Genomic DNA, 12,366 nt, shown 5'->3' with positions numbered 1-12,366 from the left:
GCGGCCGGCGCGGCGAGCAGCGCCGTCGGTCGCACCGCGCTCGGAGCCTCGCGCGCGTCCGGCAGCGCTTCGGCATCCTATGCCCGGGGTGCGGCCGGGAAGAGCGGGATGCGGGCGTTCGGTGCGGGGCTCGCCAATGTGGCGCGTGACACGGCGCGCGGCGCGGGTTCGCCGCTCCGCGCCGCGGCTGACCGCCTGCGTCAAAGCTATGCCGCGGGGCAGGCGGGCAAGTCCGCGGCCGGCGCTGCCACCGCCAGCGACGGCGCGGCGTCGCCCCCGACCTGGGCGGCCGCCATGAAGCGACGGCAGGCCGTCACCTCGGGCGCCACCATCGCCTCGCAGACCCTCAAGGCCGGCGACAGCCATGGCGCCGGCTCCGCTCCCGACATCAGCCAGAAGGATTGAACCCATGTTTCGACGCCCGTCCCAACATTATGGCAAGTCCCCGGTCCCGGTTACGCCCTACCAGCGCGCGGCGCAGGTCTGGGACGACCGCATCGGCTCGGCCCGCACCCAGGCGAAAAGCTGGCGTCTCGCCTTCTTCGGCTGCCTTGCGCTTTCGGGCGGACTCGCCTCGGCGCTCGTCTGGCAGTCGCTCCGCGGCACGATCACCCCCTGGGTCGTCGAGGTCGACAAGCTCGGCGAGGCCAGGTCGGTGGCGCCGGCCGATGCCGACTTTTCGCCGACCGACCCGCAAATCGCGTTCCACCTTGCGCGCTTCATCGAGCATGTCCGCTCGATCCCGGCCGATCCGGTGGTGCTCCGCAAGGACTGGCTCAGCGCCTATGACTTCACCACGCCCAAGGGCGCGCAGGCGCTGAGCGATCACGCCCGCGCGAATGATCCCTTTGCCGAAGTCGGCAAGATGCAGGTCGCCGTCGACGTGTCGAGTGTGATCCGCGCATCGCGCGACAGCTTCCGCATCGCCTGGACCGAGCGCCGCTATCAGGATGGCAGCCTGGTCGAGACGTCGCGCTGGTCGGCGATCCTGACCACGTCGATCCAGCCGCCCCGCACCCCCGACGCCCTGCGCCGGAACCCGCTCGGCGTTTTTGTCACCGCTATTTCTTGGTCGAAGGAGCTCAGCCAATGATCCGCCTTACCCTTCTTCTCGGCGCCGCCGCGCTCGCGCTGCCGGCGCAGTCGGCACCCGCCGATCCGCGCACCCAGGTCGGCCGCGCAAACGACGCGGCGCGCGTCCAGCCCGAGCGCGCGACCTTCCTCAACGCCATCCAGAAATATGCCTGGGCCGATGGCGCGCTGTTCCAGGTCTACACCGCCCCCGGACAGGTCACCGACATCGCATTGCAGGAAGGCGAGGAGCTTGTCGGTCCGGGGCCTGTCGCGGCCGGCGACACCGTGCGCTGGGTCATCGGCGATACGGTGAGCGGGACGGGCGCGTCGCGGCGCGTCCATATTTTGGTGAAGCCCACGCGCCCCGACATCATGACGAATCTGGTCATCAACACCAGCCGTCGGACCTATCACATCGAGCTGCGCGCGACCCCCGCCACCTATATGGCGGCGGTCTCCTGGTCCTATCCGCAGGACGAGCTGATCGCGCTTCGCGCCGCCGAGAGTGAACAGGCGCGGCTCGCTCCGGTTGCAGGCGGGATCGATTTCGCGGCGTTGAGCTTTGCCTATCGCATCTCCGGCGCGAAGGTCCCCTGGCGGCCGGTGCGCGTTTTCGACGATGGGCGCCAGCTCTTCGTCGAGTTCGGCGCTGCGATCGCAACCGCAGACATGCCCCCGCTGTTCGCGATCGGCGAGAAGGGCGCGGCGGAGCTGCTCAACTACCGGGTCGACGGCCGTTACATGATCGTCGACAGCCTTTTCGATCGCGCCGAACTCCGGCTGGGGAGCGGGCGCGGCGCCAAGGCCGTGCGGATCGAACGCGAAACGCCGCGCCCGCGAGGCCGGTCGTGACGGCGCCCGAACAGCCGGGCACAGAAGCTGTGCCCGCCGAGGCCGAGGTTGCGCCGATCGCCCCTGCGAGCCCCGATGCGTTCCGCTTGGCGGGTGAGACGCCGCGGGTCATGCGTCTGTCGCGGAAAACGCTGGCGGTTATCGGCGGGGCCGGCGGCATCGCGATCGCGGCATCGCTCATGTGGGCGCTGCGCACCCCGGCCCCGGCCGAGCGGCAGGAACTCTATGAAGCGAGCAACAATGCGAGGCCCGATGCGGTCACCGGAGCGCCCGCCGATTATGGCGCCGTGCCGAAGCTCGGTCCGCCGCTCCCCGGCGACCTCGGCCGGCCGATCGTTGCGGCGCAGGGCAGCGGCGAAGCCATCCCCGTCCCGCCGATCGGCGCGGAAGGGGGCAATCCTCCCGATCCGCGCGTGGCGGCCGCCGAACAGGCGCGGCAGCGGGCACTGCAGGAGCGCGAGAGCGCCCAGACGAGCCGGCTCTTTCTGGGGGGCGGAACCGCAAGTTCCGCAGCAACAGATATTGTGCCCGCCGAGGCGGCCGCACCCGAACAGGCGGCGGAGCCTCGCACGGCCAATGAGGGGCGGCGTCAGTTTCTGGCGTCGGGTTCGAAAAGGCCCCTCGAAAGTGGCGAGCGCCTGATCGCCCCGAGTTCCGCGCTGGTCGTCCAGGCCGGGACTGTCATTCCGGCAGCGCTCATCACGGGCATACGCTCGGACCTGCCGGGCCAGATCAGCGCGCAGGTGACGCAGAACATCTATGACAGTCCGACCGGGCGTATCCTGCTCATCCCGCAAGGGTCGCGGTTGATCGGCGAATATGACAGCGAGATCGCGGCGGGACAGAGCCGGGTGCTCCTCGCATGGGATCGCCTCATCTTGCCCGGCGGACGATCGATCCGCCTCGAACGGCAGCCCGGCGCCGACGCCGCAGGCATGTCGGGGCTGGAGGATCGGGTGAACAATCATTGGGGCCGGATGGTTCGCGCCGCGCTCGTCTCGACCCTGCTCGGGGTCGGGAGCGAGCTCAGCGTCGGCGGCGACGACGAACTCGCCCGGGCGCTCCGCTACGGGATGCAGGACAGCACGAGCCAGGCCGGGCGCCGCATCGTCGAGCGCGAACTGGCGGTGCGTCCGACGCTCACCATCCGACCGGGTTTCGCGCTCCGTGTGATCGTCACCCGCGACCTCATTCTCGAGCCGCAGGCGGATTGGCGATGAGTCGGCTGCGACTTGGGCCGATCGTTGAGGAGAAGCCGGTCAAGGCTACTGTTGAACTCACGGGCAAGCTTGCGCGCGATCTCGCCGACTATGCTGCGGCACATGCGAAGGAAAATGGCCTATCGGAGCCGTTGTCGATCGAACGGCTCATACCGCCGATGCTGGAACGGTTCGTCGCGACCGATCGCGGTTTTGCGAGGGCGCGGCATTAGGCGGCTGAAAGTCTCTTGTAAGCTGGGCCCTTATCGCCGTGGGAGATATTCTCGCGCTATCTTGAGCCTCTCAACGTCAGCGGTGATGGCGGTCCGGAAATGCGATGACTTGACCTTCACCTCGCAGGGAAGCGTCACGATCGGACGATGCGAGCTTCAGCGTAACAACCTCAGCCGCATCGCGATCGAACCATCCTGGCGACAGGCCGCAAAGCAGTTCGACATCGGTCGCCGAGATTGTGAACTCGGTCGCCAGCAGGTCAGCCTTGCTGCGAACGCCGTTGTCGACGATCAGGTTGAGGCTGTCACGCAGCGCTCGTGGTTGCTGGACTGGCCAGTGCTGGTCGAGCGGTTCGCCTTTTGACCAGCCTTTTGCCGAGTAAAGTTTGTAAAGCTGCCGCGACAAGTCCTCGGGAATGATGTCGAGATCCGAAAGGCGCTTGATCTGCGCCTTGATCGATACCCGCCACCTTTCCTTGAGGCTGGCCAACACAGCAAGCGAGCAGCGCCGGACCTCATGGGGATAGCTTGTCGAAGGCATGAGAAAGGCGCTGCCGAGCCGAAAGGCCTGCCGCTCGATTACGCGGAGATTAGCCTCGAACTCCTCTTCTGGCACCGCTCTATGGAGGATGGCGTGCGCTAGCTCGTGAGCTGCGTCCATCTGCCTGCGAGGGAAGGACATCTTGTCGGTCGCAAGAAGTACATGCGGCCGGCCGTCGATAGGGGACCAACTGCAAAGACCATCAAGCTTGGTCGTATTCATCGGTATCGTCGCAACGACGATGCCGATGCGCTCCATCAAAGTGACCATGTCGCCGCTCGGTCCTTCGCCGAGGTTCCAGTGCTTGCGAAGGTCGAGGGCGATCTGTTCGATGTCAGCATCGCGAAGCTGGGTATAGTCGGCACCCGCCAATACGTCGGGAATGTCGACTTCCGGCAGGTCGACATAATGGCTGATGATAAAGCTGGCCTCGTGCAGCCACTGCATCTGGGCCTTCTGATACGCGAGGTCGCGTACAAGGGTGCTCGACAGCGAACGCAAGAAGGTCGGTCGGTCGCTCTCATACGTTTCGCGCAGGAAATATTCCGGACGGACCTGCATCTCGCCGGCGAGCTGAAGAAGCGCGGCCGGGTCTGGGGTCTGGTCTGAATCCTCATCTTCCCATCGCGACACGGTGCTGGCGCTCGAATTGAGGCGCCGCGCCAACGCAGCGCGAGACGGGATACGCCGCGCATGACGAATCTCGGTCAGCCGTGCCGGGATGAACCCTGGAGTACCAATTCTCATGGCCGGAGTCCTTGCGGCTTCGCACCCTTTGAGGGGTGCGAAGCGGAGAAAAATCAGCGTTTGTCGGTGCGACCGACTTATTCGTTCGAGCCGTCCTCGGCGTCGCTATCCGGACGATTCTCCGGAGGCAAGAACAGCTTGCGAGTCTTGCGGAGTTTGACCTCGGCACCGCGATCGTCGGAACCATCGGGGCCATCCGGAGCATCGCTGTCTTCGCCGTAGCCGCGCAAGAAGTCTTCGAGCGACTCGTAAAAGATGAAGTCCTTGTAGTCGGCGCCGATGACGCCGACCGCTATTTCCTCAATCATGCCGGCTTTGTTGCGGTCGCGAGCGGTGAGAAAGAGAACGAAGATATCATTCGCGCGCAAGCTCTTCGGATCGTCGAACATGCTCGGCTGAAGATGCCAGTTCAACGTGACGCCGGCGGCACGCGACATGTTCTTCGCGGGCATCTTGCGCCGTTCGGGCATCGCCGCAAAACCGAGGATGACCCCGACCTTCGGACCCTGAAAGCGGGCGAAGGGCTGATATACGCGCAAATCGGTGCCGGGCATGATGCCATCTTCGACGAGGTGGCCGCCATGAAGCTGGACGACCTCTTCATAGCCCTGCTCCTGCAGGCGGAAGCGGATCTGACCTTCGACCTCGCGGCTGCGCTTGGCGTTCAGCGGGATGTTCGTCTTCACGACATCGTGCGCTTTGAACGCCTCAGCGCGGTGACGGTCTTCGAGGTCGATCCACAGTTCCTTCGGAACGGTGTCGAGAATGGTGCGGCGAATATCCATGGAGCAGTGTCCCCGTTTAGCAACAAGGGATTTCTGTCACGAATCTGTGCGTATTGCAAGATGCTTTTGTAAATATCGTGCGCCTACCCGCATCTGACAGCGAAACGGAGCGCAATGGGGCGCAATTCGTGATCCGCTCATCCTCATGTCTGCCCAAAAGGAAACTGTCTGGAACTGCTAGAGGCGATCGTTTTCTGCATGACGCGGACGTATGACCACCAGACCGTTTTCCTCCGGTTGCCGGCTGTAACGCCGGGCGAGCGCGCGACGCCGCCCTGATCAGGCGGCGAATTTCATCTGCGCCGCCTTCCGCACGCCAGTCTCGAGATGTTTCGCGATCTCGTCCGAGGTCCGGCTTACCGCCAGCTTCACGGCTTCGTCGATATGTACATAGTCCTGCGTCACGCTTTGCGACGCGTGGCCGAGCATCGCGCGGATCGTGAGCTCGGAGAAGCCGAGTTCGCCAGCCATGCTCCCGAAGGTGTGGCGCAGCGTATGCGGCGTTACACCCTTGATGCCGGCCGAGCGGCATAGCCGGGCGAGGCAGTCGCTGACGGCGGTAAAAGGGCCTTCGCCATTCGACGCGGGAAAGACGTAGGGGCAGCCGGCAATTTCGGTTTGAGCGACGACGATCTTGATCGCCTCGGGGCCGATCGCCCGATATTGCGCGTCGCTCTTCGTGTCGGGGAACGCGACGTAACCGCCCATGGGGTTGACCCACTGCCGCTGCAGCGCCTGCGCCTCTTCGCGCCGATAGCCGGTCAGAAGGAGCGTCCTCACGATAGCGAGCGCAACGGGGTTCTCGGAACCCAGTTCGGCCCGGCCGATTGCGCGCCCAAGCAGCTCGATCTCGGCGATGCTGAGACGCCGGGTCTTTTTCTTTGTCGCGAGCTTCTTCGCGCCCTTCGTGGGATGTTCCGCAATCAGTCCCTTATGCTTTGCATGGCCGAGAATGGCCTGAAGGGTGCCGAGGCTCCTCCCGGCAACGCCGGCGCCGCCGGTCGGGCGGCCGCCGCGCCCGCCCGAAGGAGGCTTTCGTGTCTGACCGGTGGCGATGTCATTCTGCATGGCCTCGACGTCGGCGATCGTCAGCTTTCGCACGAGGCGTTTGCCCATCAGCGGGATGATGTGCGTCCGGATGCGGCTCTCGTCCATGTTGAGCGAGGTGTTCTTGATCGGGCGGTTCTTCCGTCCAAGAATGCGGCCGGCCCGCGCTTCGACGAGATACCATTCGCACATCTCGGCGACATTAAGATCTTTCCGGACCCGGCGTGACTCCTCTGCGGGATCTTCGCCAGAGGCGACCTTGCCCAACTGAATCTTCGCCAGCTCGCGGGCTTGTTCAACCGTCATGACGCCGAAGCGCCCGATCTTCACTCGCCGAACCCGGCCTTCCTCATTCATATACTGGATGACGAAGGTTTTCGTCCCGGTTGCGCCGACACGGACACCGAAACCCTTGATCTCGGTATCCCAAAGAAATGCCTGGCCTGTCGCTGGTGCAGCCAGCGCATCGACCGTCCGCTTATTGAGCTTTGCAAGCGCCACAAGTTCCTCCATCATATTACGCGAGGGTGGCAGATTCGAAAAGTAATAAGGACGTAATAGAAATTCACCGCTTCGCAGGGTAGGTCGAGGATAGAATATCGCAGGTTGAAGTCAACAAAAGCTTGCTTTTTAGTGCCTTGGCGTAGAAAAAGAAGTTCTGGCGTAGTTGTCGTAATTTCTTGCCAAGGTTGGGGTCGAGGGTTCGAATCCCTTCGCCCGCTCCAGATTTGCCAAAAAATCTCATCATGTTCGGCTCCGTCGGGGAGCCGATTGCGCAGCTTAACGTGTGACGACGTCGCGCGACATCGGCGCCAGCTTGGCAAGAAAGCGGTTCTGCGCGGCGAAGGCGACGTTTTCCTCGCGCATCGCGGTTTGCAGATTTTCGACCAGCGCGTTCATGTCGCGCATCCGCACGCCCATGTCCTTGTGCGAGGTGGCCATGTCGCGGCCGCTGTAGTCGCAGCCCGCGTTCAATATGTAGCAGAATTGCTCGAACAGCGTGCGTTTCAGCCGCACCATGTCGTGCGCCTTGAAAATCTCGGCAATGCGCGGGTCGGCTTCGGACAGTTCGACGGTGCGGTTCGCGATGCGTCGGATGCCTTCCTGACCGCCGAAAGCGGTTGCCATCGCGCCGCCTGAAAAGGGCGCGGCGCCGGCGTTGGCGTTGCTCTGGACATAGGGATCGACGGGCATTTCGCCGGTCACCGGGTCGCGCACTTTTTCTTCGACCCCGAACTCCTTGTCCCAATCGGTGGGCGGTTCGGCGGCGGGTTGCATCAGCAGGGCGGCGGCGAGCAGGAACATGGTGCGGATTCCCTAAAAGGCGATCTGGGCGGACAGGAAACCGCCGCGCTGGTTGTCGAAGGTGGCGATCGACCCGAGATCGACATAGGCGGCGGTGACGGTCAGATTGCGGGTCAGCGCATAGGCGGCGAACAGGTCCCACCAGTCATCCTCGCGCGCGATCGCCAGATTGTCGGGCTTCGTGCGATATTCGGCGCCGATCACCGCGCGGCGCGACAGTTGATAGGCGACTGATCCTTCGAACTGGAGCTTGTGATTGTCGTCGCCCGCGGCGCCGAAACCAAGCAGCCCGGCCTGATTTGCCTTGGTCAGTCGCGCCGTCGCATTGACCAGCACGCTGTGGCTGAGCAACAGCTTGGTCGCGCTCAGCGTGACGTCGGTGCCACTGCCATGCGCGGCGCCGACCGCGCGTGCGACGGGGGCGTCGCGATTGCGCTTATGCTCGACGCCCAGGCTGATCTGCGGGAGCAGCGGCTCGCCGTACACGACGTCGCCCGCAAGGCGGAGTTTGGCAGCGAAAATATCCTGGTTCAACGTGTAACCGCGGCCGAGCCCGAGCGCGGTGCCGACGTCGCGGGTGTCGAAATTCTGCCGCGCATAGCTGAGCTCGATGCGGTTCGCGATGCCGACGGCAAAGCCATGGCTCTGCCAACCATAATCGGGCAGTTCGATCAGCGTGACATGCCCTGACAGGCCGATACCGCGGTCGGTTTCGCGCCCGGCGATCGTCGACCAGGTGGCAAGGCCGCCGCCGCTGGTTCCCTCGATGGTGGCGACGCCATTGGTGAGCAGCAGTTTGCCGCCGTCGACGAGCGACATGTCTTGCGCCGCGGCGGGAGCCGAGACACCAAAAAGCGCAAGCGAAAGCGGTGCCAGCGAGCGAAAGAGCGATTGGTCCATAGGAACGCAATCGCATCAGAGGGCAAAAATTTCGTTAACTATGATTCTGATAATTTGAGAGAATGTTAAGCTCTGCCGCCTAACCGGGCGGCGTGAAGGGACCACTTCTCCTATCGATGGCGTTTGCGCTGAGCGTGCCGCTGGCCGCGGCATGGGCGGCTGCGCCTGCTGTTGTGCAAGTGCAGGTGGTTGACGAGCGCGGCCTGCCGGTGCGCGATGCGGTGGTCGAACTGACCCCCAATGGCGGCTGGCGCGGCGGCGCGATCCGCTTTGCGTGGAAGCCGGCGATGGCGCAAAAAAGCGTTGCTTTTGTTCCCGGGACGCTGATCGTGGCGCGCGGCAGCAGTGTCGCCTTTCCCAATCTCGATAATGTGCGCCACAGCGTTTACAGTTTCTCGAAAGCGGCGCGGTTCGAAATCGACCTCTACGGCCGCGACCAGACACGCTCGCAGGCGTTTCCGATTGCCGGCACCGTCGCGCTTGGCTGCAACATCCACGATCAGATGCGCGGCTATATTCGCGTCGTTGAGACGCCCTTCGCGGCCAAGACCGACCAGAATGGCATCGTTCGCCTGTCTGGCATGGCGGCGGGCGGGTACCAACTGACCGTCTGGCATGCCCGGGCGCGCACCCCGGGGGGCGAGCTGAAACGCGCGCTCGCGGTCGGCGCTGGACCCACCAGTCAGAAAATCGCCCTGAAGCTGCGATGATCAAGCTCTCCGCCATTCCCCAGCGTTTGCGCTTTCGCTCGCTCAAGATGCGCATCGCGGTGGCCTATGCGGCGCTGTCGACCGTTATCCTTGCCGCCATCCTGCTGCTGGCCGGCGATGGCATTGCGCGTTTTGGCGAAGACAGCGCATCACGCGACCTCGCTGCCAATGCGCGTGTTTTCGACGAAATCATCGACCTACGCGCCCAGCAGATGCGCGGCTCGGCCGACGTGTTGTCGCGCGACTTCGGTTTCCGCGAAGCCGTTGCCACAGGTGATCAGGCGACGATCGAAAGCGCGCTCGTCAGCCTGCGCGAACGCTCACGCAGCGACGCCGCGTTCGTCGTCGGGCTCGACGGAACGATGACTGGATCGGCGACCGCGGCGTTGCCCACCGCTGACGATCTTTGGGACGCGCTCGACGGCGGGCAGGACCATGGCATCATCCGGATCGGCGACAAACTCGCGCTTGCCGCGGCGTCGCCGATCGAGGTGCCCGACACGATTGGCTGGCTCGTGCTGGCGCAGCCGCTCGACTCCGCCGAAATGCGCGGCCTCGCCAAACTCGCCGCGGTCGATATCGACGCGCGGGTCCTTCCGGCGTCGCAGCTGACCGCCGCGCTTGCCGCAGCGCCATCGGGGCAGGTCGTCGAAAGCGGCGATCGCGACCGCATGCTCCACCATGTCAGCGCGCTGCCCAGCCTCCAGGCGGGCATCCGGCCGCGGCTGGTGCTAGACCACTCGCTGAGCAAAGCACTCGGCCAGTATTCAGGGCTGCAATGGCTCCTCGTCGCGCTCGCCGCAGCGGGGCTCTCCCTCGTCATCGTGCTCAGCTGGCGGATCGCGCGCACGATCACCCGCCCGCTGAGCGCACTCGACGAAGCAACGCGGCGGCTGGGCGAAGGCAAGGATGCCGCGGTTATCGTGACCTCGGACGACGAAATTGGCCGCTTGGGGGCCAGCTTTAATACGATGGTCGCCGCGATTGCGGAGCGCGAGCGTCAGATCACCCACGTCGCGCTGCACGACGGGCTGACCAACCTGCCCAATCGCAAATTGTTCGTTGAACAGCTTGACCAGGCGCTCGCCCGCCGCCGCGATGCGGCGCGGCTGATGGTTGTCTATGTTGACCTTGATGATTTCAAGGTCGTCAACGACACCCTCGGTCATCCGGCGGGCGACGCGTTGCTGCGCAATGTTGCCAAACATCTGCAGGCCGAACTTGGCGATGCAATCGTCGCGCGGCTTGGCGGCGACGAGTTTGCAATCCTGCTCAGCGACCTGCCCGCGACCGAAAATCTCGCCGCGCTGGCCGACAAATTGCAAAGCTGTTTTGATCGCCAGATCCTGATCGATGGCCAACACGCCGATGCGTCGGCGAGCATGGGCATCGCGGTCGCGCCCGATGACGGGATCGACGGCATCACCCTGATGAAGAATGCCGATCTTGCACTCTATCGCGCCAAGCGCGACGGGAAGGCGACCTATCATTTCTTTGAACAGTCGCTCGACGAACAGGCCCGGCACCGGCGGCAGATGGAGCTCGACCTGCGACTTGCGATCCGCGACGGCGGGTTCGAACTTTATTATCAGCCGCTCTACAGCATGCACGAGGAACGGCTGATGGCGTTCGAGGCGCTCATTCGCTGGCCGCATAGCGACAAGGGGATGATCAGCCCCGTCGAATTCATCCCGCTCGCCGAAGAAACCGGACTGATCATCCCGATCGGCGAATGGGTGATCCGCGAGGCGTGCCGTCAGGCGGCGACCTGGCCCGGCGACCTGTCGGTTGCGGTTAATATCTCGCCCAAGCAGTTTCTGACCCCCGGCCTTGCCAACATCGTCCTGTCGGCGCTCGCGACGTCGGGGTTACCCGCGAACCGGCTTGAGCTCGAAATCACCGAAAGCATCTTCATCGCCAATGTCGAAAAGACGCTGGAAACACTCCACAGTCTGCGCGCGCTAGGCGTCCGCATCGCGCTCGACGATTTCGGGACCGGCTATTCGTCGCTCAGCTATCTGCGCTCATTCCCGTTCGACAAGCTCAAGATCGATCAGAGCTTTGTGCGCGATCTGACGCTGGGCGGCAACGCCAATGCCGTGATCCGCGCGATCACCACGCTCGCCGATGCGCTCGGCATGGAAACGCTGGCGGAGGGCGTCGAGGACGAGGCGCAGGCGGCGATCCTGCGGCAGGAAGGCTGCCACCAGATTCAAGGCTATTTGCTGAGCCAGCCGATCGACGTGGCCGCCGTCCACCGGTTTATTGCCTTGATGGTAGCTGAATCCGATCCCGAACGCCTGAGCGCCTAGAGCGCGCCGCCGAGCGCGCCATATTTCGCTTCGAAACCCGCCTTGTCACCGCGCGCCAGAAAGCCCGCTTGATCGACGATGTTGTCGCGCGTTATGCGGCCCTGAAAGGCGCCGAGTTGTGGGTCGATGGCGGCGACGTCCGCGTCGGTCCAATCAGCGATCTGCTGGAAGCTGGTGACACCCAGGCCGTTCAGCAGCCCGACCATCTTTGGCCCGACACCTTTCAGCAGTTGCAAATTGTCCGCCGCGCCGATGGGGCGCGCAGGTGCTGTGACGGACTCGGGTTCGGGTGCAGGTTCGGGCGCTGCCGTCGGCGCGACGGGTTCGATGACCACGGGTTCGATCGGCGCCGGAGCGATTGGGTCAGCGGCTGGCGCAGGTTGCGGAGCGGGCGCGGGTGGTGCGGGTGCAGTAACCGGGGCGGCGGGCACCGGCGCCGGTGCCGGTTCGATCGGCTTGAACCGCGCGGGTTCGGCGGCGATGATCTGTGGTTTCACCGGTTCGAGCGGCTTGGCGGGCTTCGTGGGTTCCGCGGCAGGTGGCGCGATGTCGTCAGCCTTGCCGCGTCCGAACAGCCACCACAGCAACACGACCGTGACGACCAGGCCGACGACCGCGATGATCCAATTTTCCTGAAGCCAAAGCATGATCTTCTCCGCTG

General features: G+C 64.4%; 13 protein-coding genes and 1 pseudogene. 7 read left to right on the top strand and 7 right to left on the bottom strand.

Annotation, left to right across the window (positions count from 1 at the left end):
* The 5 genes and pseudogenes from B4F07_RS05915 to B4F07_RS05895 form a co-directional block, all read left to right on the top strand.
* Nucleotides 1-405, top strand: a pseudogene (locus B4F07_RS05915) (P-type conjugative transfer protein TrbL); the annotation flags it as partial.
* A 4-nt stretch (nt 406-409) separates the two neighbouring features.
* On the top strand, nt 410-1,093 hold the full coding sequence (trbF, locus tag B4F07_RS05910; protein ID WP_037556047.1) for a conjugal transfer protein TrbF: 684 nt from the start codon (nt 410-412) through the stop codon (nt 1,091-1,093).
* On the top strand, nt 1,090-1,926 hold the full coding sequence (gene trbG / locus B4F07_RS05905; RefSeq protein ID WP_293704620.1) for a P-type conjugative transfer protein TrbG: 837 nt from the start codon (nt 1,090-1,092) through the stop codon (nt 1,924-1,926). The genes trbF and trbG overlap by 4 nt, the downstream gene beginning before the upstream one ends.
* Nucleotides 1,923-3,146 (top strand): TrbI/VirB10 family protein, encoded by a 1,224-nt coding sequence (locus B4F07_RS05900; protein ID WP_257546465.1) that lies wholly within the window; start codon nt 1,923-1,925, stop codon nt 3,144-3,146. Before trbG ends, B4F07_RS05900 begins: the two co-directional genes overlap by 4 nt.
* Nucleotides 3,143-3,358 (top strand): DUF2274 domain-containing protein, encoded by a 216-nt coding sequence (locus B4F07_RS05895; protein ID WP_167922266.1) that lies wholly within the window; start codon nt 3,143-3,145, stop codon nt 3,356-3,358. Before B4F07_RS05900 ends, B4F07_RS05895 begins: the two co-directional genes overlap by 4 nt.
* A 76-nt stretch (nt 3,359-3,434) precedes the next feature.
* Here B4F07_RS05895 and B4F07_RS05890 read toward each other — a convergent pair whose 3' ends face one another.
* From B4F07_RS05890 to B4F07_RS05865, 6 genes are all read right to left on the bottom strand, one after another.
* Nucleotides 3,435-4,646 carry a helix-turn-helix domain-containing protein gene (locus B4F07_RS05890; protein ID WP_245198719.1) on the bottom strand — a complete coding sequence of 404 codons (1,212 nt, stop codon included), beginning with the start codon at nt 4,644-4,646 and terminating at the stop codon, nt 3,435-3,437.
* Between the two features lie 77 nt (nt 4,647-4,723).
* Nucleotides 4,724-5,431, bottom strand: coding sequence for a hypothetical protein (locus B4F07_RS05885; RefSeq protein ID WP_293704618.1), 708 nt, complete (start codon nt 5,429-5,431; stop codon nt 4,724-4,726).
* 279 nt (nt 5,432-5,710) lie between these two features.
* Nucleotides 5,711-6,979: a site-specific integrase gene (locus tag B4F07_RS05880; RefSeq protein WP_257551548.1), complete on the bottom strand. Its 1,269-nt coding sequence runs from the start codon at nt 6,977-6,979 to the stop codon at nt 5,711-5,713.
* Nucleotides 6,980-7,043: 64 nt separating this feature from the next.
* Nucleotides 7,044-7,226: a hypothetical protein gene (locus tag B4F07_RS05875; RefSeq protein WP_293704617.1), complete on the bottom strand. Its 183-nt coding sequence runs from the start codon at nt 7,224-7,226 to the stop codon at nt 7,044-7,046.
* Between the two features lie 32 nt (nt 7,227-7,258).
* On the bottom strand, nt 7,259-7,783 hold the full coding sequence (locus B4F07_RS05870) for a group I truncated hemoglobin (protein ID WP_293697561.1): 525 nt from the start codon (nt 7,781-7,783) through the stop codon (nt 7,259-7,261).
* A gap of 12 nt (nt 7,784-7,795) precedes the next feature.
* Nucleotides 7,796-8,683, bottom strand: a complete 888-nt coding sequence (locus B4F07_RS05865; protein WP_293697563.1) for a DUF3034 family protein — start codon at nt 8,681-8,683, stop codon at nt 7,796-7,798.
* Between the two features lie 92 nt (nt 8,684-8,775).
* Here B4F07_RS05865 and B4F07_RS05860 point away from each other — a divergent pair, with 92 nt between their 5' ends.
* Nucleotides 8,776-9,393, top strand: a complete 618-nt coding sequence (locus B4F07_RS05860; protein ID WP_293704615.1) for a methylamine utilization protein — start codon at nt 8,776-8,778, stop codon at nt 9,391-9,393.
* Nucleotides 9,390-11,705 (top strand): putative bifunctional diguanylate cyclase/phosphodiesterase, encoded by a 2,316-nt coding sequence (locus B4F07_RS05855; protein WP_293704613.1) that lies wholly within the window; start codon nt 9,390-9,392, stop codon nt 11,703-11,705. Before B4F07_RS05860 ends, B4F07_RS05855 begins: the two co-directional genes overlap by 4 nt.
* Here the strand turns inward: B4F07_RS05855 and B4F07_RS05850 are convergent.
* Nucleotides 11,702-12,352 carry a hypothetical protein gene (locus B4F07_RS05850; protein WP_293697571.1) on the bottom strand — a complete coding sequence of 217 codons (651 nt, stop codon included), beginning with the start codon at nt 12,350-12,352 and terminating at the stop codon, nt 11,702-11,704. The genes B4F07_RS05855 and B4F07_RS05850 overlap by 4 nt on opposite strands.
* Nucleotides 12,353-12,366 lie beyond the last annotated feature (14 nt).

Source organism: Sphingopyxis sp. UBA6723 (assembly GCF_002454115.1).
Lineage (GTDB): Bacteria > Pseudomonadota > Alphaproteobacteria > Sphingomonadales > Sphingomonadaceae > Sphingopyxis.
This window is presented reverse-complemented; position numbering and strand designations above follow the sequence as displayed.